At 42.9% G+C, this 22,809-nt stretch carries 15 protein-coding genes; 9 read left to right on the plus strand and 6 right to left on the minus strand.

Going from position 1 to position 22,809, the window contains the following annotated elements; genetic code table 11:
- Together V144x_RS17340 and V144x_RS17345 are read right to left on the minus strand one after the other, a co-directional pair.
- Positions 1-4,449, minus strand: a complete 4,449-nt coding sequence (locus tag V144x_RS17340; RefSeq protein WP_144986498.1) for an amidohydrolase family protein — start codon at positions 4,447-4,449, stop codon at positions 1-3.
- Positions 4,450-4,617: 168 nt separating this feature from the next.
- Positions 4,618-6,111: a sulfatase gene (locus tag V144x_RS17345; RefSeq protein WP_144986501.1), complete on the minus strand. Its 1,494-nt coding sequence runs from the start codon at positions 6,109-6,111 to the stop codon at positions 4,618-4,620.
- Positions 6,112-6,441: 330 nt separating this feature from the next.
- On the opposite strand from V144x_RS17345, the gene V144x_RS17350 reads away from it, so the two are divergent.
- The 7 genes from V144x_RS17350 to V144x_RS17380 all read left to right on the plus strand — a co-directional run bounded on the left by V144x_RS17350 (position 6,442) and on the right by V144x_RS17380 (position 17,052).
- A complete protein-coding gene (locus tag V144x_RS17350) occupies positions 6,442-7,239 on the plus strand; it encodes a M48 family metalloprotease (protein ID WP_232102842.1) in 798 nt (265 codons plus the stop codon).
- A gap of 1,184 nt (positions 7,240-8,423) precedes the next feature.
- Positions 8,424-10,016: a transcription termination factor Rho gene (gene rho / locus V144x_RS17355; protein ID WP_144986505.1), complete on the plus strand. Its 1,593-nt coding sequence runs from the start codon at positions 8,424-8,426 to the stop codon at positions 10,014-10,016.
- Between the two features lie 353 nt (positions 10,017-10,369).
- Complete coding sequence (locus tag V144x_RS17360; protein WP_197998483.1) at positions 10,370-11,860, plus strand: DUF3604 domain-containing protein; 1,491 nt, start codon at positions 10,370-10,372, stop codon at positions 11,858-11,860.
- A 174-nt stretch (positions 11,861-12,034) separates the two neighbouring features.
- On the plus strand, positions 12,035-13,543 hold the full coding sequence (locus V144x_RS17365) for an FAD-binding oxidoreductase (RefSeq protein WP_144986509.1): 1,509 nt from the start codon (positions 12,035-12,037) through the stop codon (positions 13,541-13,543).
- A 72-nt stretch (positions 13,544-13,615) separates the two neighbouring features.
- Positions 13,616-14,866 (plus strand): FAD-binding oxidoreductase, encoded by a 1,251-nt coding sequence (locus V144x_RS17370; protein WP_144986511.1) that lies wholly within the window; start codon positions 13,616-13,618, stop codon positions 14,864-14,866.
- Between the two features lie 67 nt (positions 14,867-14,933).
- Positions 14,934-16,295, plus strand: coding sequence for a (Fe-S)-binding protein (locus V144x_RS17375; protein WP_144986513.1), 1,362 nt, complete (start codon positions 14,934-14,936; stop codon positions 16,293-16,295).
- Positions 16,296-16,380: 85 nt separating this feature from the next.
- The gene (locus V144x_RS17380) at positions 16,381-17,052 is read left to right on the plus strand and encodes an HAD family hydrolase (protein WP_144986515.1); all 672 of its coding nucleotides are present in this window, start codon (positions 16,381-16,383) and stop codon (positions 17,050-17,052) included.
- A 46-nt stretch (positions 17,053-17,098) separates the two neighbouring features.
- On the opposite strand, the gene sixA is transcribed toward V144x_RS17380, so the two are convergent.
- Positions 17,099-17,575 carry a phosphohistidine phosphatase SixA gene (gene sixA, locus V144x_RS17385; protein ID WP_144986517.1) on the minus strand — a complete coding sequence of 159 codons (477 nt, stop codon included), beginning with the start codon at positions 17,573-17,575 and terminating at the stop codon, positions 17,099-17,101.
- Between the two features lie 65 nt (positions 17,576-17,640).
- Positions 17,641-18,780: a dienelactone hydrolase family protein gene (locus V144x_RS17390; RefSeq protein ID WP_144986519.1), complete on the minus strand. Its 1,140-nt coding sequence runs from the start codon at positions 18,778-18,780 to the stop codon at positions 17,641-17,643.
- 119 nt (positions 18,781-18,899) lie between these two features.
- Here V144x_RS17390 and V144x_RS17395 point away from each other — a divergent pair, with 119 nt between their 5' ends.
- Complete coding sequence (locus V144x_RS17395; protein ID WP_144986522.1) at positions 18,900-20,588, plus strand: transglutaminase domain-containing protein; 1,689 nt, start codon at positions 18,900-18,902, stop codon at positions 20,586-20,588.
- Between the two features lie 8 nt (positions 20,589-20,596).
- Here the strand turns inward: V144x_RS17395 and V144x_RS17400 are convergent, their stop codons facing one another.
- On the minus strand, positions 20,597-21,478 hold the full coding sequence (locus V144x_RS17400; RefSeq protein WP_197998484.1) for a cytochrome c: 882 nt from the start codon (positions 21,476-21,478) through the stop codon (positions 20,597-20,599).
- Between the two features lie 319 nt (positions 21,479-21,797).
- Between V144x_RS17400 and V144x_RS17405 the strand changes: the two genes are divergently transcribed.
- A complete protein-coding gene (locus V144x_RS17405) occupies positions 21,798-22,130 on the plus strand; it encodes a TfoX/Sxy family protein (RefSeq protein ID WP_144986526.1) in 333 nt (110 codons plus the stop codon).
- Positions 22,131-22,238: 108 nt separating this feature from the next.
- Here V144x_RS17405 and V144x_RS17410 read toward each other — a convergent pair whose 3' ends face one another.
- Complete coding sequence (locus tag V144x_RS17410; protein WP_144986528.1) at positions 22,239-22,634, minus strand: hypothetical protein; 396 nt, start codon at positions 22,632-22,634, stop codon at positions 22,239-22,241.
- Positions 22,635-22,809 lie beyond the last annotated feature (175 nt).

Here is a 22,809-nt window from a genome sequence, read left to right on the forward strand (position 1 = left end):
TTATTTTGTATTCGCTGGCTTCTTTGCGGATTCTGATTTTTGAGTCTCCAAGGGCACCGTCTTAGTGGGATCTTTCCTGGAGGGTTTTTGGATTGCCTGTAACCGGGTACGATAACGCTCATACAATCGTGTTTGCTTACTTTCTGGCTGTAGTATTTTTCCACCAACACAAACTGCTTTGATATGCGAAGTATGCTGCAAAGGTGATCCGTCTGTAATGATCATATTTGCCAACTTGCCCTCCGTCAGAGAACCAATCTGATTGTCTACCCCCAATATTTCTGCGGCAGATAAAGTTACTGCTCGCAATGCGGCTTCTTCGGGTAAACCATAGGCGACTGCCATAGCGGCTTCAAATGGAGTGTTCCGTGAATTCCAGGCGCTATTGGAACGAATCGAGAATGTAACGCCCGCATCATAGAGATGTCCCGGATTGGCATAAGGTGCATCAAAAGGATCATGGCCTTCTGCAGGACGCTTCATAACCGGCCCTACAATCACCGACACGTTTCTGGATTTTAATTCATCTGATAGCTTCCAGGCATCAGTCCCCCCCGTAATGATGATGTCTAATTTTTCCTCTTCTGCAAAGAGCAGGGCACCAGCAATTTCCTTCTGTGAATTGGCTTCAATAAAAACAGGCCTCTTTTTATCAAGATAGGGAATCAATGCCTCGAAACGAGGATCGGTCACTGGAACTTTTGAGCCATTCTTTTCAGCCTGTCTTTTAATTCTTTGATAAAGCCGTGCCTGGCTGATGAAGTCTTTCAATTCCTGTTGACGCTCTTTTTTTGTACTCCAAATGATCTGTAAGCCCGCTTCAAGATTCATAACCATCTCCGGTGCCGTCCAACCTGCTGTCTGAACGATTGAAGCTTGCCCTGAAATCAAACCACTCTGAGGGCATACTAGAACTGTTGTAATCCCACCAGCGCGTGCCACTGGAAACAGTTCAGAATCGGGATTGATCGCTACGCCAGTTCGCAAATCTGGTTGTAGATCACCACTTTCTGCATAGTCTCGTGTTTCTCGAACTTTATCAATTTCCGTGAGCCCTAATGTAGAACCAGAGTCAATCAATCCCGGATAGACGTGTAGCCCCTTCGCGTTGATCACCTTCATCTTTTTCGGAAGCGGTTTCGCAGCGCCGACATAGTCGATTTTTTCCCCTCGAACGATGATAGTCCCATCGAAAATATCTGCTCCATCAATCGGGTGGAGTGTTGCCCCCTTAATTGCAAACTCTTTAACATCGTCTGACGGCAATGATAGCGGCTCCCCCTTACGCCAGGCAATTTCAACTTGAGGAGTAGCAGACCGTCGCTCTGCTAACTCGGACATCGCCGTGGGTTGTTTTTTCCGATCGAAATAAACCTCCCCCTCAATAATCGTCATTTCACAACGAGAAAATGCATTTAATGGATGACCACTAAAAATAGCAAAGTCAGCATCTTTCCCTATTTCAATCGATCCCATTCTCTGATCCAAACCCAGCTCTCGAGCGGGGTTAATCGTAATGGTTCGAAGAGCGTCATTAAAAGTCATGTTCCCGTAGCGTACTGTTTTAGCGGCTTCGAGATAAAGATGCCTGATCAGTTCCCAATCATCACTTTTAACAACCGTATTCACGCCAGCTTCATTGAGTAGTGCTGCATTATGAGGCACGGCATCAAACGCTTCAATTTTGTAAGCCCACCAATCCGAGAATGTACTACAACTGGCTCCATGTGTAAGAATTTCCGGAGCAATCTTATAACCTTCCAGCACATGTTGTAGCGACCAGACTCGGATACCAAGATTAGAAGCAACTCGGAGCAGCATCAGGATCTCATCTGCCCGATAGCAGTGTGAATGAATAAATTTTTCATGATTGACGATATCAGCCAATGCTTCCAATCGTAGATCTCGGCGGGGAGGCAACCGTTTTTGTTTGATCTCGGATTTTTGAGCCTTCTCAAATTCCTGCCACTGGCGTCGATAATCCACAGCTTCCAGAAACGCTCGCTGCAATGTAGCTTCGACTCCCATTCTGGTATTAGGAAACCGCGACGTTCGGAATTTGACATTCTCACCCAGCGCAAATTTCACCCCTTGAGGTGCATCGTGCAGAATATGTTCTTGAGCCGGTTTCCCATGTTTTAATTTGACAACGCCATCCTGGCCTCCAATAACATTAGCCGAGCCATGGAAGAGTCGAGCCGTGGTCACACCACCTGCTAGCGCTCGATATTCTGATGGATCGGTCGTATTAACCACATCCTTAATACGTACCTCAGGTACAATTGACTGCGATGATTCATTGATCCCATCAGTGATCATAATATGGCTATGAGTATCGATAATTCCAGGCATGACATATAAACCTGTAATATCTATCACTGTCGTGTTAGCAGGGAATTTCAATTGTTTCCCGATATTCGAAATCTTACCATCTTTTACCAGAATCGATGTATTTTTCAGAATCTTGCCGGTGACTTTAATCACAATACCATTCTTCAATACAAGATTCCCATCCGTTTTCAGAACACGTCTGACTCGATCGGATTCTAATTCTGTTTTGAATTGATGGTAATTATTTTGTTTTGTCTCTGTTTCCTTCAGGTCTGGTTTTTTGGCGACAATTGCATCAGAAAATAAATCGTCTAATAATTCATTGCCTGCACCTTCAATAGATAATTGAATAGGATTTTTAGAAGTGGATTCAGATTTCGTTTTTTTACGGACAGCAGACCAACTGGTCTCTGTACCAAAGGCCGATTTTAATTTACCTGAAATACGTTCTGGCTTAGTCTCTTTTCCAAGCGCTCCGTTAAACTGAAGCTCAATTGCGTGTTCTCCGGCTCCAATCGCTACAGTAAATTGAAACTGACTTTTCTCAATCTTACCTGAGGTCACTTTGCCATCACCTTTTTCACTAGTAAAAGTGCCTCGCAAGTGCTCTTTTTCTTGAGAAATTTGTAGCTGTCCGATCACTTTTCCCTGTGCAGACTGAATTTCCACCCCCCAGACTCCCGCCAAATCGATATTCGCAGGCCGTTCTTTTTCAGGCGAGATCGTTCCTGGTGATTTTTCCTTGTCGACCTTAGATTTGTCTGAAAAATCCAGTTTGACCCCATCAACGAACAGATAGCGAACTTTCGTATCATCCTTCTCCCAAGGGCCCGACATAATTACCAGATGAGCCAGTTTCCCTTTTTCAATTGTCCCGAGCCTTTGGTTTATCTCCAGGATATTTGCAGCCCCCAGAGTCAAAAACCGGAGCGCCTTTTCTGCAGACAATCCTTCTTTCACTGCTATCCTTAATTGAGGTATCAAATCTGATTCACGATTCTTTAATGATTCGGAAGAAACGGAAACAGGCAAACCACTTTCAGCCAGCATCGTCAGACCATGAATCCGTTCTTTCCAAAGTCGGAGCTTCTCTTTTTGGACACGTAATGGTTCTGATATCTCTGTAGTGAGTTTTTTCGTTTCCGTCTTATCTTCAACCTTAGGTTTTTCTGGATAATTCAACTGGAAGATAATGCCTTGGGATTCTGTTTTTAATCGATCCAGACAAAGATGTGCTTCCGCTCCACCCCAGATAACCGGTTTGATTTTGAATTCACCACAAAAATCGAGCGTTCGTAAAATTTCATCGCGCGAATTTGCTGCAAATACAGGAACTTCCTTCGTATGTAGAACTTCTAGTAAAGCCACATACGTGGGATCTGTTGGAGGCCGTTTAATGAAAGCAGATTGATCCTGATACAAGTCCCAATGATGTTCGTAATGCTGAGTATCCAGGAATGTTTGTCTTAAATGAGCAACAGCCCCCATCAAGGTCTTTGGATAAACATTACCTTTAGGAGCGTATAATCTGAAAGAACTCATCGTGGATTTGATTAACGTAGATTCTCTCACGGGGTGCTCACTTGTTGAAACCAGAGTCCCGTGTCCACTGGCGATTTTCCCCTGAGGTAAGATATGAACTGAAGTGAAGCCCGCTTTCTGATAGTTCGTGAAACTGTTTTTTTTGTCTGTGACTGCCTGATTCACTTGAAAATCCGGGCTGAGATAATTGCGATTATCGGGGCGTGTCGCCGCCAGCGCATGCCGTCCGAAGTCTACTTTTCGTTCACTTGGCTTTGGAGGCTTAACTTCTTTGTTGATGAGGCTACTCGAGGCAGCATCGATGAATCCAGCATAAATATGCATCCCCTGGCAATCAATCACTTCTGCATCTGAGGGAATCTTAAGATCAGAACCGACCTTTTCGATCAAACCATTTCTAATCAGAATGGTCGTATTTTCCAATTCAGCTCCAGGTTTAGTGACTACTTTTGCATTTGTCAGTGCAAAGGCAGTTAACTCAAAACCGACATTTAGTTTGGCTTGCCCACTAACTTGAACAGGAACTGCAAGTGTGATAATCAAACATAATAGACCGAGAAAGCGGAAACAGTACATGCTAGTTCCATGTATTAAATAATGAGAATCGAGTTATAACCGAGAATCAATCAAAGGTTTGAGTATTTACTTTAGCAACCCTCTCAGGCAATGAGAACAGGTAAATGCATCAGAATGCTCTATCAGGAATTTGAAACCAATCATTATAAGCTTGTGATCAATACCGAACTATTTCGCCTGATCTTTAAATAGCGATTTTTCACGGCTTTGCTCGTATGACTTCGTATCCCAAACAGGACCTTCTTTTTGGACTTCCTTATATTTCTGATTCAATTTCTTTTTCAGGTGATTCAGCCGTTCCCGCTCCTGCCAGGCTAGATTGTGCTGCTCACTGATATCCTCTTTCAAGTTATAAAGCTCAAACTTAGTCAACTTCGCGTTTTTAATGTACTCTTGAGAAATGGAATTGACATTATTTCCCAAACGACGGATTCCTTCGGGGCCACTCCAATGTGCGACCACTTTCCAATCCCCTTCGCGCATCGCAACGCGAGGTGTGCTATTGGCTCGATAATAATTCCAAAACAGAGGTGTTGATCTTTGCAGGTCATTATTCCCTGCAAACAATGGTAGCAAACTCGTTCCATCTAACTCACGATTTTTCGGAAGTGAGATGTTAACCATTTCGCAGAACGTCGGTAGCATGTCCACACTTGAAACGGGAACGTTACTCTCTTGACCTGCCTCTATGCGCCCTGGCCACCGAATGATGCCAGGCACTCGGATTCCACCTTCATAAATGTGCAATTTCATCCCTCGGAGTACACCGGGAGTTCCCCATGATCGTCTTGAACCTTTACCATAACGGTTCAATGTCTCCGGCCCATTATCAGAAGTAAAAAAGACCAATGTGTTTTCGGTTAATTTCAACTCGTCCAAGGTTTTCATTAACTTTCCTACGGCCGCATCCATATTAGCAACATTCGCAAAATATTGTGCCTGATCTTCATATAAGGTTGTGTCGAGATACTGTTTGACAAGATCGGGTGGAGATGCCACTCGCTCGTGAGGTTCATGAAAGCAGACATGAAGAAAAAACGGTTTGTCAACGGCTCTCCATTCTTTCAACCAACGAATGCCCTCATCTGCCACTATCTGACAGGAAAAACCTTTTATCTCGCCGAGAGGCTTGCCATTGCGTACAAAGTTATTCGGATTTTGATGTGTGGGCAGGGCGTTATTCTGTGTGCTAAACCAGTGCTGAAATCCATGATCTCCAGGTTGCGGTTGCTTTTTAGAATTAAACAAACCATTACAGTGCCATTTTCCTACATGTGCTGTGTCATAATCTGCTTTCTGTAACAATTGAGCAATAGTAACTTCGTCTTGCTTCAAATGCATCGGATGACCTTCGGGAATCCAATCATAGACTCCTAATCGGTTAGGAGTTCTGCCAGTGAGTAGCCCGGCACGTGAAGGAGAACAAACAGGTGCACTCGCGTAGCAGTCAGTCAATCGCATTCCCTGTGAAGCCAAACGATCTATGTGAGGTGTTTTAATTTGAGGATGCCCATAACAGGCGAGGTCACCATAACCCAGATCGTCACACAAAATCACAAGAATATTCGGTTTTGAATCCGATTGTTTCTCAGCGGACCATAATCCTTGTTGTGGAAAAAGGAATAGCGTGATTAACAAAAAAGCATATCTAAAATTCATCATTAGATCTCATAGATTAGGGATAAGCAGGAAATGGAATATTCACTCTTTAAACCATGATGCATGATCATCTGACTTCTCGCAATTCCTATCCAGATGATTGTTAGCACGGATTCAATTAATTAACAAAGAAAAAGAAACTACAATATTCGACAAAATTCCAGCTAATAAGGAAGATTGACCGAGTTCCCATCAGGACTAGAATATTAAAAGATTACTCCGATTCCGCGTGAAGTAATACCTAATCTAAACAGTATTCGGATACACAAGGACTTCAGAATCATGCCACGATATATCCGTAGCACTCACGGCTCAAGGAATTCATCGTTGAAAATGCGCCTGGTGATTGCAGCAGGAATCGCACTGTTTGCTTTCATTTCCTATATGATGAAGAGCGACATCAATGAAATTACAGGGGAAAATCAAATCGTCGCACTCACAGAACAGCAAGAAATTGCACTGGGCCTGCAGGCGCTACCCACGATTATGAGTCGACACCATGGAGAACATCCAGACCAAATGGCACAAGCGAACGTCGATCGAGTTGGGAATCGTCTGCTTCAAAACTTAAATCAATCGCTACAAAAAGCAGGACGTCAGAATCCTTATCAGTTTGACTTCCACCTTCTGAATGATGACCAGGTTATTAATGCATTCGCTTTGCCAGGAGGTCAAATTTTTATCACAGCCGCTCTTTACCAACAGCTTGAATCGGAAGGGCAATTGGCAGGTGTACTCGGCCACGAAATCGGACACGTCCTGTCTAGACATGGAGCCCAACAAATGGCAAAACAGGAATTAACTCAGGGACTGGCAGGTGCCGCTGGTGTGGCTGGAGGTGATATTAACAGCGCCCGAATGGCTCAAATGGTTGGATCTTTAGTTAATATGAAATATGGAAGAAGTGATGAACTGGAATCCGACCGCTGGGGAGTCAAATTACTGGTAATGTCGGGCTACGATCCTTACGCAATGATTGGTGTAATGGATATTCTAAAGCGTTCAGCAGGAGCAGGTAGACAACCAGAAATATTCAGTACCCATCCTGATCCAGGGAATCGTATCGAACGCATCAAAGATTATATCCAACGTACTTTTCCCTCTGGCCTTCCTAATGATTTGGAGCCATAATTTGAAACTCATTTTTAACCTTTTATTTAGCTTATTGACTCAGTTATTGCTAAATTCCGTAGTAATTCAAATATTCTTTGATAATAGAGTAAAACACACGGCCTGAACAAAATATCTGATCGAATCATTTTAGTGAATTGACATCTTATAAATATAAGCTATTATAAAAGTACAACGTGCTTGAGCTATTATTAGTATTGACGCTATGAGATTGTTTTGATAAATATTACAAAATAAAGGATCTCTAGTGAGCCGTTTTTTCAAATGAGGATCTCACCCGCTTTTGAGATCATTTTCATTAACCAGTATTTAATATCACTGGTAACCAAATTGGCTTTTAAAGTAAGTTGAGTCGTTTCCAGCGGGGCATTTTTTCTCAACAGCATCACTCCTGAGAGCATTTAGGAGTCTGACATTCTTGAAATGATTTTCTCTTCTGTAAATACGCTAAGGGATATTCCAAAAGTTAAACAAATTGCGACCGATTGAGGTTGCATACTGCAATTTAACTTCACATTCGTAATAGTATATTGCTGGCTTGAAGTTTTGTGCGAATAAATAGTAAATATAGTGAATGTTATCTGTTCCCATTTATTAATTTCAGTTGGACCAGAGCTGATGATTAAATCATCAGGAAAGCCAAACCACTTATTAAATGAAAACATTTAAAAGTTCCTTATTTGCAACCATTTATTGGTTGACGGGACTTGATTGAAACGATTGAATTTCAAAGTATCTGTTTTTGACAACAATATTTTTTGCCTGAAAGGATATCGGCAAGACGATCACCTAATCAGCGGCATTCGTCAACACGCTTTTTAAAGCTCACTGTTCTCAATGCCGGGGCTAAATCTCTATGAAATTTCATAAGCGATTGTCCTAATTACAGGAATAAACAGGCCACGATGGTCGAGTCCAAATATCGGGCAACTTATTCCTCTGCGTGAATCTTTCTTCATGAGATCAAGACGAGGCCAATTTCGTTGTAAGGCCTTTGTCAGGTTTCCGCTGAGTTAAGAGACGGCTAATTCCGAAGTATGCCTAAAGCATTCAAGCATCATTGCAGATTCCATACTGACAATGACTTGAGTTTGGTTTTTTCATTGGTTGCTTCGTAATACTTTCATGCCGTAGTTGTGTCACTAATTACTTCGTTACTATTTTAGAATGATTTGGTTTTCTGTATGGCTGCTAAAAGTTCTGAAACTTCAGACAAACCCAAACGTCGAAGAACAACAAAGACACAAAAAAAAGAAGAGCACTCGGGAGAAGACACTCATCACCAAAATGAAACCGATGATCTGCAAGATGAATACCATCGTAAAGCAGAAGATAATTTCGAAATTGTCGAAAGCTATCGATCATCCAAGAGCGAAACAGAATCAGAAAATATGTCAGACACACCTGCTGAATCGATAGGCGACAATAACTCCGAAAAATCAGAGACTGACCAATCTGAAAAGACAGGTGGCAATCGAAGGAGAAGGCGAAGAAGAAGAAAATCAGATGGATCTGGCCAAGGCAACGGTCCCCAGGGTCAAGGTCGTCAAGGTGGACATAACAATCGAGGTCGCAACAATAGAGGGGGCCGATCACGTTCCGGCAATGGTGGAAGAAATCAATCCCGACGTCCTCGTTCTACCTCTTCTGCAGCCAATGAAAACATCTCAGGAACGATCGAAGGGGTTCTTGAACTGCACCCTAAAGCTTACGGTTTTATTCGAGACCCGAAGGCAAACTACAAAGCACAAGACTCAGATGCATTTGTTTCCAGCTCTCTTATTGAAAAACACAATCTGCGTGAAGGCATCTTGATTCGAGGAGAAGTTGGTCCAGGCACCAGAGGGCAAGGGCCACGTCTCAAAAGCATTGAATCAATTGATGGTCGAACCGTTGAACAGTATATGGAAATTAAGCCCTTCGATGAGTTGACCCCTATCAACCCCTTCGAGCAAATTAAACTTGAAACTGGTGCCATGCCAATTACGATGCGCGTCATGGACCTGCTTACGCCAATCGGAAAAGGGCAAAGGGCACTCGTTGTTGCTCCACCGCGAACCGGAAAAACGATGTTGTTACAAGACATCGCAGAGGCGGTCAGTAAAAACCATCCTGAAATCCGCTTGATGGTCTTATTGATCGACGAACGACCAGAAGAAGTCACAGAGATGGAACGCTCTATTAGAGGCGAGGTCATCTCATCTTCAATGGACCGAGACGTCGAAAGTCATGTTCGTACAAGCCAGCTTATTTTTGAGCGTGGTAAACGCCTGGCTGAAGCTGGAGAAGATGCATTCATCCTTCTGGATAGTATTACTCGAACAGCGCGGGCGTTCAATAAATGGGTCGGAAATACAGGCCGTACCATGAGCGGTGGTCTGGATGTCAAAGCGATGGACATTCCTAAAAAGATGTTCGGAACAGCACGACGATTTGATGAAGGTGGCTCTCTAACTGTTTTAGGAACAGCACTGATTGACACCGGTAGTCGCATGGATGAAGTAATTTTCCAGGAATTTAAAGGGACTGGCAATATGGAGATGGTTCTCAGTCGGGATCTCTCCGACCGTCGCATATTCCCTGCTATCGACATTACACTTTCGGGTACACGGCGTGAAGAAAAAATCCTCGATCCAGAGGTTATGGATGGTGTCACAATGCTTCGCCGAAGTTTAATTTCATTAAATCCTGTCGAAGCGATGGAACAGCTCAGTAGCACGCTCAAAAAATTCCCCACGAACAAAGAGTTTCTCGAAAAAATCCGAGCGATCCTGTAAAGAATTTCAATTACTTGGCCACTCTGGAAACCGTTTGAAAAGATAGACACAAGCGTCCTCTTTCTGATGTCTTCCATTTCTACTACCAAAGAGAAATTGAACGACATTCAATTTTTATTACGGTTACATAAGCCCTCACCCCCTTAATCAAAAACGAATTCTGCACTACTCGATTAAATTCAAGTATTTCACTCCGCTTCTGGCAAGCTCTGTTTTAGAAGTTGTGAAAACAATTCAGTTTTTTACTCGCAATTCGGTATCGAATAAATTCTGATAACGTTACCGTAGTAGATCACGCTCTATAAAAATTAGTTTTACCCTCTTTTCCAACTTTAGATTGCAGGAAGATGGAATTGAACTACCGAAATTTTTTTGGTGATCTTCATAACCACAACCAAGTAGGTTATGCACTGGGCTCTCTGGATCGCTCTTTTGAAATTGCTCGAAATCATTTGGATTTTTATGCATTCACGCCTCATTCTTACTGGCCTGATGTTGAAGAGTATGATGGAAAAATCACGCATAAGTGGAGAAACGGATTTCACATTGCTCGTTCTCGCTGGCCTGAAGTTGTCGAATTAGCAAAACAATTTGATCGCCCTGGAGAGTTCGTCACAATCCTGGGTTATGAGCGGCATGGAACTGAAGAAGGGGACTATCATATTCTCTATCCAGACATGGATGGTGACTATGAACTGATTGAAGATTTGGTGGAACTGCAAGCCTTCGCCAGACAAAGAGGCTGTCTACTGATTCCACATCATCCAGCCAATCGTCTTGGTCATAGAGGATTTGATGCCAGAAAATTGGCACCAGACGTTTCACCAGTTCTGGAAATCCATTCTGAATGGGGATGTGCTGAGCATGATCGTGCCCCTTTCCCATATAAACGACATACAGAGGGAGGTCGTTGGACAAAACACACATTGCAATATTATCTAAACCAGGGTTATCGATTAGGAGTGATTGCTAGCACTGACGATCACTTGGGACACCCAGGTGGTTACCGCGAAGGTCTTGCCGCAGTCAAAGCTACTGAATTGACCCGACCTGCAATCTTTGATGCAATACGTAACCGGCGCACCTATGCTGTCTCTGGAGATCGGATTGAACTCGACTTTTTTCTAAACGATCAAATAATGGGACAAGAGCTACCGTTTACAGATCAACGTCAACTCAAAGTCCATGTTCGTGGCTGGGACGTCATCGATCGAGTCGAAGTTCTCAAAAATGGACGTGTGATTCATCGTAATTTTCCAGTAGACAATGAACCAGACAACCACTCCTGGGAAAAGCCTGTTGTCTTGAGATTTGAATATGGCTGGGGGCCTTGGCCTGCTTTAGGCTGGGGAGGCACAGCTGATTGGAATTTCACGGTAAATGTTGACGGGGGAAGTATTGAACAAATTCAACCCTGTTTTACAACTGGCCCACTCGATGAATTTCGACGCGATCAAATCCTGGAACAATCGGCTCACAAGTTGAAAATTCAATCATTTACGGCGCTTAAGCAACAAGTGGATGACTGGTCTCAAAAAGCAGTTGTGATGCGCATCAAGGGAGATGCAAGCACAAAAGTCTCGATCTCCTGTATCGAACCGGGTGAATGCCAATTGTCACAGACTTTCGCCGATCTTGCTGTTAGCAATGAGATGTTATTTACTCGCCCGTTTCCCTGGGAATCAGCGATGCTGCATCGAATTGTATTTCATGATCAATGGGAAACTGAGTTTGAACTGGAAGATACTGGAGAGGGCAAACAGGACGATTGGTACTATGTCCGTGTAATTCAGTCAAATGGGGAAATGGCCTGGTCCAGCCCCATTTGGGTCAATAAAAAATGAATTTCGGATAATCTAAATGACAATGCCTCGCTTATCTCACCATTGTCACAATTTAAACGATCTGAATTGTATGAAGCGGTAATCAGAGAATTGATTCTTACATACAATTTGTTCTAAAATGTGCCTAAGAGTCTCAAATATATCTTTCAGTCTAAATGAAAGTATCCCACAGCAATGGTTGAACAAACCAGCCAGACGATCACTCAAAAAACTCCTTTATTGGCTGAGTTGAAAAAGGGAAGTTCTGATTTTTCCTCTCTGGTTCAACAGTTAACAGAAACTGTTGGTAAAGAGGGGGTCTTGTACGATGCACAAGAATTACTTGTCTATGAGTGCGATGGATATATCGTCGACAAAAATGCGCCTGACATCGTTGTTTTCCCCACTTCAACTGAACAGGTTTCGAAAATAGTCAAGCTATGCAATCAATACAATGTTCCATTCCTAGCAAGAGGTGCTGGAACCAGCCTTTCCGGAGGCTGCCTCCCAATTGGCGGAGGAGTCATGATTGTTTTGACTCGTATGAAGCAAATTCTGGAAATCAACCTGAGAGACCGTTACGCCATTGTTGAACCTGGAATGGTCAATTTGCATCTGACAAATGCACTTAAAGGAACGGGATATCACTATGCTCCAGATCCTTCCAGCCAGGGTGCCTGTACGATAGGCGGGAACATTGCCACCAATTCAGGCGGACCTCACACTTTAAAATATGGTGTCACGACAAATCATGTTCTTGGTCTGGAGGCAGTTTTACCAGATGGTTCTATCATTGAACTCGGTGGACCTACAGCAGAAGTTCCCGGTTATGATCTACATGGCCTCTACGTTGGGAATGAGGGTACATTTGGAATTTGTACCAAAGCGATCGTAAGGCTCACTCGTGATCCCGAATCGCACCGCACCATGTTGGCGGTGTTTCAAACAATTGCAGACGCGACACGTGCGATCTCCGAAATGATTGCAGCAGGCATTATCCCTTCTGCCTTGGAAATGATGGACCAGGGAATTATCGAAGCCGTGGAAGAGGCGTTCCACTTTGGCTTCCCCCTTGACGCAGGAGCCGTTTTACTTATTGAAGTTGATGGTCTCGAAATTGCGTTGGATGAAGAAGTACGACAAATATTGGACATCTGTAATGCCTGTAACGTTCGCGAAATTCAAAGAGCAGACACTCCCGAAGAACGGCTCCTCATCTGGAAAAGCCGTAAGCAGGCTTTTGGAGCCATTGGTCGTCTGAGTCCTAGCTACTGCACGCAAGATGGTGTTGTTCCACGAACACGACTTCCGGAAATTCTCGAATTTATTGAGGAAACCAGTAAACGCTATGGTTTAAAAATCGTCAATGTTTTTCATGCAGGAGATGGGAACGTGCATCCGATTCTCTTGTTCGATGAACGAGATCAAGAGCAAATCCAAAAAGTTCTAGAGGCAAGTGAAGAGATTCTGGAAAAGTGCCTGGAACTCGGCGGGAGTGTCACCGGAGAACATGGTATCGGTGTTGAAAAAATCAATTTTATGAGCCGTATCTTCAATCAAACAGATTTGGATGCAATGGAATCTGTGCGGAATATTTTTAATCCCCGACAAATTTGTAGTCGCGATAAAGTTCTACCACCAATTCAATCTGATGAAAAATCAACTGTGAAACAGTCTCACCCTGCTCGACATGCACCGCATTGAATTTAAAGCTAATTCTAGATTCAATTTGAACTGTAAAACGAATATTTATAAAAGGCTACTGAAAGCTGTTCTATGTCGTCCACACAATCTGACTCTCTCGAAGAGTTCATTCCCGCATCGCAAACTGAATTAAGCAGATTCATGACGGACAATGCGGCAACGTCTCAAAAACAGATTTTTCCTGTTGGCGGTCGTACCTCGCTATCAGTATGTTGTGCTTCCAGCCTGTCCGGCATTCAGGTGTGTACATCCCAATTGAATCGCGTTATTGATTATCCAGTACGAGATATGACAATTACCGTGGAAGCAGGTATGCGAATTGATCATCTCAATGAAATCGTCTCCGCAGAAGGACAGCGTCTCCCCGTTGATGTTCCTCAGTCCAACCGAGCCACACTGGGAGGGATCATCGCCACTAACACAAGTGGCCCTAAACGTTTTTCATACGGAACAATCCGCGACTACGTCATTGGCACATCAGCCGTCGATGGAACTGGAAATCTATTCAAATCAGGGGGCAGGGTAGTCAAAAATGTGGCCGGCTATGATCTGAAAAAAATGCTGGTCGGATCTCTCGGATCATTAGCCATCATCAGCCAGGTCTCTCTGAACTTGCGTCCCAAGCCGGAGACTCTCTCCATGGTCTGGTTTACTTTTGATTCCTACCAGAAAATTGATCGTGCTCTGGAAGCATTGACAACTTCAGGAACGCGCCCCACTGCAATCGAATATTGTAACAGTAAAGCAGCCAGACAAATCGCAGCAGAATCACGCTTTGAGCTTCCCTGTGAGAACGATGTCATTTGTATTAGTTACGAAGGTTCAAATAACGAAGTTCACTGGCAAACGAACAAAATCATCGAAGAGTGGAAAGAGTTCTCTCCCCTGAGCGCTCAAATTGTTGATTCGGACCATGCAACCAGACTCTATAATGCATTTGTAGAATACCAGACTTCATCAGACGACCCCGTAACTCTTAAGGCAGTAGTACTTCCTTCACAAATGCTGAAATTTGTGGAAGCGGCAACAGAGTTAAACATTGCTGTCCAAGCGCATGCGGCAGATGGCATTGTTTTCGGCCATTTACCAGACTCAGCCAGCTCACTAGAAGATGTAAAGCATATTTTAAACCGATTAAAAAAAGAACCTTCTCTCCAAACAGGGTATCTGACTATTTATCAATGTGAATCAGAATGGGCAGAGGCGCTTCCCTTGTTCTGTTCATCTCCTCCTGGATGGTCGATCATGCGGGAAATGAAAAATGCGTTTGACCCACATCAACTTTTAAATTCAAGACGATTCGCAGAACTGGTTGAAACGTGAGCAACAAAATAACACTGTCTAACTAAAAATTATTTCATCGAACGAATCATCTCATACGAGTTAATCAATGACACCCGATACTTCTCTAGTGAATTCGACCGCGACTTCGAAAGATTCAGAACAAGTTCCAGGTTCTGAAATACCATATGAAAAATTTCTGGACTGTATTCATTGTGGATTATGTACCGCTGCCTGTCCTACTTATTTAGAAACGGGAAATGAAAACGACAGCCCTCGCGGGCGTATTTATCTAATGCGGGCCGTGGTAGATCAACGCATTGAACTTACTGATTCCGTACGAGGGCATCTTGATTTATGTCTGGACTGTCGTAGTTGTGAGACAGCTTGCCCCTCAGGTGTGCAATACGGTCGTTTGATCGAACCATTTCGAGTCGATATTCATAAAATGGAATCAGCTGCAGGAACAGGCCCGGAAAGCGACTGGTTTCACCGTTGGATTCTCTATCGGCTTTTTCCTTATCCCAATCGCATTCGCTGGGCGTTATTACCTGCGCGCATCATGCAATTTTTGATGGTCGATAAATTGATCGATTCTTTAAAATTGACTTATTTGTTACCTCAAAAATTACGTCGCATGCACAATCTTTTGCCTCGACTCCAACCTGTTGAAGCTGCCTTACCAGAAATATTACCCGCAAAAGGTACCCAACGAGCTCGTGTCGCTTTCTTTACAGGCTGCGTTTCGGAGGGAATGTATAGCCATGTGAATCGCGCCACAGTCCGTGTCTTACAAGAAAATGGCTGTGAAGTTCTTGTTCCCCGAAATCAAACTTGTTGCGGTGCCATCCATTATCACAGTGGATCAGATCAGGCAGCTCTCAAATTTGCTTTACAGAATCTTGCGGCGTTTGACTTAGATGCATTAGATGCCATCATTGTCAATGTAGCCGGCTGTGGTGCGATGCTCAAAGATTACGGACATATCGTTGATGAAATCGAAGGTGTCCCCCAAGAGCAGGTTGAAAAACTCAAACAATTGGCCACAAAATTCCGGGATGTTTCAGAGTTTTTGTTTGAATTAGGACCAGTTCCTCCTCAAGGCGAAATACCAATCCGAGCCACCTATCACGATGCATGCCATCTGGTACATGCACAGAAAGTACAAAATCAACCAAGAAAACTGCTTGAATTAGTTCCAGGATTAACACTGGCTCCTCTAAATGAATCAACCATCTGTTGTGGTGCGGCGGGAAGCTATAACCTGACACAACCTGAAATGGCAGATCAACTTGGCCAACGAAAATTGAAAAACATTCTTGATACGAAGGCTGATGTTGTGATCAGCGGTAATGTAGGCTGCACGCTCCAAATTGATTCACAACTGCGTCAGGCTCACAAACCACTCTGGGTTGCGCACCCCATGGAAATCCTGGATCTCAGTTATCGAAATCAAAAACCTCCAATTTGATTTACTTAGTTGATCCCCATTCGTTGAAAGACTATTCTACTTCCAGAAATAGTACAGTCTTATTGTTTTTTTAAAGAGTTACAATATGTCTCATACAGTACCCATCCAGGCTGTTGCCTTTGATCTGGACGGATTAATGTTTAATACAGAGCATGTTTTTTTTCTATCGGGAGATGCGTTACTACAGCGTCGCGGTAAAAAAATGACTTCTGAGATCTTGCATGGCATGATGGGACGCCGCGCATTGGAAGGGTTCCAACATCTTTCCAGTCATTTGAATGAACCAGAGGATCCCCATGAGCTTTGGGTAGAAAGTCAGGAAATATTTTATTCACTTCTGGATCAGCACTTGAAACCGATGCAGGGACTGTTTGAATTACTAGATTATCTCGATGAGTTGGATATCCCCAAAGGAGTGGCAACATCTTCACCACGTCAGCATCTAGAGACATTACTCACGCAATTTGACTTGATGCATCGCTTTCAAATTACTTTAACTGCTGAAGATGTGACTCATGGAAAACCTCATCCTGAAATTTACCTGACGACGGCTCAGAAATTAGGGGTGGGGCCAGAGCGAATGTTAGTACTGGAAGATAGCGAAACCGGCACGAAATCTGGTGTGAGTGCAGGCGCTCATGTTGTATCAATACCACATGAACACAGCGATTACGGTGACTTTAGTTCTGCAAATTATATTGCCAGCAGTCTTACAGATGACAAGTTATTAGAATTACTTTCAGCAAGCAGAACGTGAGTTTTCACCTTGAAATATCATCGCATCATTTTTTAGATGATTAATATTAAAAAAGCGGTGCACTCAGGTGCCATTTTAAACTGCCTAGTCCAATACCGATCATTGTATCAAATTTAATACAAGCGACATTTCCAGGCTTAAATATAATCGAACCACCCCCGATTAAATCAGCAGTACATCGAGCCACATCCGGCATATGAGCGATAATTGCAATTCTCTCAAATTCGGAAGACCGGACGAATGAAATCAATGATTCCAAGTTCAATCCAAACCCCAGCCAGTTTTGTGGATAACACAATTCATCATTCAACTCCACAACATCTTGTAAAATCTGTGCAGTCTGAGTTGTTCTTACTAAAGGACTGTGCAGAATCAACTCAGGAGCACTCTGATGTTCGCCAATCCAATGAGCCACTTTTCTAAACTGTTGGCTGCCGTATTCTGATAATGGTCTTGCCGCATCACCTCCGGGAACAACACCTGCATTTTCAGCTTTTCCATGCCTGATAATTAGTAGTTCCATCTAACTCCTCTTTTCGAATGACGACTCAAGTAGCTCTGAATGTTGTAGTGATAATAAACGCAGCGTTATGGAATTACCAGTGTTGTTTTCGTGACTGATCTTGGTTTCAAATGTGTATCCATCCAACCATACATCAATTCTCTTGATTCATGAGCAACCGAGTGTCCTTTTCCATGTACGTAAAATGCAAAGTTCTGTGGGGCCTTTTCCAGTTCATAAACATCCATGACTTTTAACAACATCAGCACTCGCTGTCTTTGAGTCAGAGGATCTCCATCATTTAATCCGGAAAGATCGAGAAAGGCGCGTGGAGCAATTAATGCCATGATTTCATGAAAGTCAATAGGAGGCAATTCTCCTTCTAATAAACCCGGCCGAATATGTTTAAAATAAACATACCACCGATCGCGAGACCACGCCTCAACCTTTGAATTTTGGCGAAAAAAAGAAGCACTACAGTTGCCGGCTGCCGCTTGAACCCGTTCATCATAAGCGGCTAAGAACATCGTACCATGACCACCCAATGAATGACCAAGTGCACCAATTTTATCGGGATTCACTTCTTTCAAAGATTCCAAAACATCAATCGCAATTGAGTGCTCATAAGTGAATTTTCCCACAGCCGTCCACTGGGGATGTTTTTTGTAAAAAGCAGTCGTATCATAAGGTCCCTCTTGGGGGATTCGATGGCCGGCGACAAAATGATCTGGTGCGATAACGACATAGCCTCTGCGACATAAATGATCCAGATATGCTTTATCGGGATTATCAATCAACCCGGCTGCTCGTTTTTTTCCATAAGCATAGGTACCGTGTAAAGCCACAATCGCAGGTGCTGGTCCCCGGAGGTTCAAGGGTACTCCCAAAAAGGCGTGTGCTCGTTCATCCTTTTCAACCTGATAACTAATCAGCTGTCTACGATAGACTCCATCGACAATCACCGTATCATGAAATTGTAATTCTAAAGCAGGCTTTTTAGGTTTGAACTCGTCACGGATTAGCTTTAAATACTGTTTCCTGATTTCCTTTTTATGTTCTATCCACTCTTCGGGAGAATTGATTCCTGCAAGCAGATCATCCCACGGCGAATCAATTTTGCTGGGGTCAGAACGTTTTCTTACAACCTTTTCTTCAGCACCTAGCTCAATACTGAGAGTAAGAATTATCAGCGAATAAATAAGCACATTCAAAGATTGAAACCGCATAAGCAAACCTATTAATAAATTGGAAATTAGAATGCATTATCACCTAATACTGATATCATTAACAACAGCTTAATACTATTTTTTGAGGTTTTTCCCGCTGCCTCTCACAAGAGTTCATTATGAAACATATACTACCACTTTCGTTATTAAGTATTCTCATGTTTTCTATAGCTCAATTCTCCAGCTTATCAGCAAATGAGCTCAAACAACCTCAAAACAACGTCACGGATATCATTCATCCCAAAATCCGTTCCATAACCAAATCAGAACAGATTAGCGAGGTGATTGCTCCTGAAAAAATTACAGCCGATCAAGGATTTAGTTATATTGCCCGCTTGTCGATCCCTCGTGCGGCAGACCGAAAATCTTCTTCAAAATGTATTTTGTTAGAAGATGGAATGCCATTACCGCATCCACATGCACGTCACAAACTGATTCGGGAACAGGGCAGGGGACACTATAGTCATTGGACATCCAACACTTTGTATTTTTCAACCAGTGATTCTTCTGATCCTCGTACCAATGGTAAAAAATATGAGCTAATCAGTACAGAATCTTATAATCAAAAACAATCCTCGTTTAATCTTACAGAGTCTCAATCAGAAATCAGATTTCCTTCCATTTCTCAAAGAAGACCACAACCTATCAAAATCGTCTGGAAAAACCAGGACAGTCAAACCAGGGTTTCACCGTCCTGGAAACGCAAAGGATCGCCCGACCTGACCAGCCAAGAAACGATGTTAGCTAGTATTTTGAAGCCTGGTATGAGCTCGGAAGAGAAATCACTCGCTATATGGAAATTTTTGGTCGATTGGCGATACCACCATACACCAGCAGAGTCAGGAGATGAATTACACGATCCTGTAAAATTTCTGAATGTTTACGGCTACGGCTTCTGTGACGATTGTGCAACAAATTTCTCGGTGTTAGCCAACAAAGCGGGTTTGCAATCACGTGTATGGGGTCTTGGAGGCCACGTTGTGGGAGAAACATTTTATGATGGCCGTTGGCATATGTTTGATCCAGATCACCAGGTGTTCTATCGAAATCAACAGGGAGTGATTGCTGGCGTCGAAGAACTTTCACAACACCCGGAGTTAATTACAAAAACACCTCAAGATCCAATTGGGAGCCCATCAGCCCTCATTGCCCAGCTCTATACCTCAACAGGCAACAATCGCGTTTATAAAAAACGACCTCAAATCAAAAATACCGTCGTAGCTCCTTCTCTGGAACCTCTTGATCAAGTTGAATTTCGATATACAAACGCTGAATTCATTCATCAAAAAGGCTCTGCTGGTGTTCCTAAGGCTCCTATCGTTGGTAATGGAACTTTAAAACGAACAGTTAGAGTAGTCCGAAATCTGAAACAGACAAGTCCAGAGCATCGCCAGTGGCATCTCAAATGGCCCTATGTTTTTTTGAAAGGTTCACTGAATTTAAAATTGGAATCGCCAGTGCCAGTTCCCACAGTTTATGTCTCTCATCATCTGAAATCCTGGGAGAAACTTGATGGTGTCATGGACAAAAACAATCTCCATGTTTCGCTCGATGAATGGATTCAAAAACAACCAACAGCAGTATATGAGTGCTATTTTCGACTGGAAAACCCAAGCAAAACAGATCCGGCAAATTTGATTCAACAAGTGAATACGGAAGTAATCTTTCAGTTTGCTCCAAGAGCTCTCGCACATATGGAAAAAATGAATAACACGTTTCAAATGAAATTGACTTCAGATCAAGTACTTCCCCGCGCAAACAAACAGGCAGGGATTAAAGTGCAATTAGTCTGGAATGAGCTTGAATAGGCGATATCTCAATCACGATATTTCTGATGGCAACGTTTGCACTGTGATTTCAGTGACTTCAATCTGGAAACGATCTGTTCCTGGTCTCCTTTTCGAATTTCTGTTCCCAGCCTTTTAAAATGTGCTTCAGATTCATTCAACCATTTTTTAAAGGTTTCGTCATAATCACTGGCATACTTCCGTGATGTTTCATGGAACCCTTCCTGCAAGAGTAAGATGATTTGCAATGTTTCTTTTTCATCTGGAGACTCACTTGCACTCAGTAATTCCAACTGCTCAAACTGGTAGTTGATATTGACCATCGCCGTCACCATCGGATCAACTTTCGCACTCGCAACTAATTTAGGTAGTTTTATATTGGGAGCAGGAACTTGAAATCCCCCGATATCTCTCCAGAGACCGGCATACGCTTTACTGGTTCCTGCTTGCTCCAAAAAGAGAAAAGCTTGCTTCTTATCAAAGCTGCCTCGACAGAGCCCGACTATCGCAGCCGCAGCAGGACCTCGATGACGTCCATGATGGCAATGAATATAGATCGAGCCTTGAAGATCTCTGGACACCCGAGCAAACGCTAATCCAGCTTCATGAGAAATTCCATCATAGCCTATGGGAATATGAACATAGTTGATCCCAGTCTCTTTTGCCAATTTTAATTTTGGTGTTACTCCATCTACACTGACGATCGTCTTGATCCCCATTTTCTTCAAAACCTCAAACCCTTTTTTACCTTTAGGAGCGCTCCCAGAGTAAATCCGATCATCAATTTGGAACACATTCTGTAAACCAGGTCGGCTGAGTGATTGAAACGTCTTTTGAACATTGACATTCTCTGATACGATCCCCATATCAGAATCTATCGGGTTCTGACTAAATAAAACAGCAGAACTCACACTTATCTCTAATAGACATATGCCGCTAATGACTCTTAACCAAAACATGCTTTGCAAAACTTTCTTATTTTCAAATGCTGAATGAACACTCTTATTAGAATATCAAATCTAGTTGATTTGTTCAGAATTTCTAAGAAAATAAATACAATTTAGATATTTCACTGATTGCCTGGGCTAGCAGTCGCTACGCGTTAAATGGCTGATCTTCAAAAGGCCTTAGCTTGGAATTCATCCGTCTGATGACTACCCTACAAGCTCAGGAAAAGCTACTTTTTAGAGTTGTGGCTGAAATGACATCTCTTTTTGTACTGGTTCTACGATGGCTTATGACGAAGCACTCGCCCAACGCGTTCACCAATTACTGAAACGCCGAAAAGGGTTTTCCCAACGAAAGATGTTTGGTGGTATGTGTTTTATGCTGCATGGAAATATGTGTTGTGGTATCACACATAAGGAATTGATGCTGCGATTGGGCGAAAAAAATGCTGCGAAAGCGTTAGAAGAGTCTTTCACTCGTGAAATGGATTTTACCGGAAAGCCGATAAAGAGCATGATCTATGTCGAGCGCCCTGGCTTTGAAGATGATGCTGACCTGAAATATTGGGTGAATCAGGCTGTCAAGTTTGTACAATCTCTTCCCCCAAAGAGTTAATCACTTGTTTGGCATCTGAAACTGTGGCGAGTTGGGGAGTACTCTTTTCACCAAATTTTAAATCAAGTTCTGATTCCTGTAGAAATATCCAATTACTTAATTGTTTCTCTAAGGCCCGTACCAATAACCGTAAAAGAAACGAGATGGATTATAGAAGAAATTAGGGGCAGGTTGCATTACTTCTACCGTTGACGGAAACAGGCTATTGCTAACGTTAGGTCGGCTCAATGAAATTCCCATCGCCTTGCGTGTATTGATTCTCCGAAGGCGTTGTTCAGCGCGAGCAAGCGCTCTTTGATGAATTAATTTTTGGCTTGCTGTCATCCTCTGATCGACTTTCTTAAGACTATTTCTGGACGAACTAGCGGTTGATTTTTCTGAAATCGTAAGCTGTTTGTTTTTCTTCGCCTGAAAACCAGAAGTCGATTTCTGCTCTTGGCCGAAAATTGGCGCTGACAGAAAAAATAAAGACAGAACCATCAGAATAAAAACAGAAGAGCGCATCGTTAGCCTCTCTCTTCATAAGATTGATTTTACAAGACGACGACAAAGTAGAACAAATAGCACTGCGCAGACTTCGCCTATGAATCGGAAACGTTACTCATGATTCATCGGTTCAAAAATCAAAAGATCTGAGCAATTTCAATTAAAATAGCAAATAAGTAACTATTTCTTTCAA

The organism is Gimesia aquarii, assembly GCF_007748195.1.
GTDB classification, from domain to species: Bacteria; Planctomycetota; Planctomycetia; order Planctomycetales; family Planctomycetaceae; genus Gimesia; species Gimesia aquarii.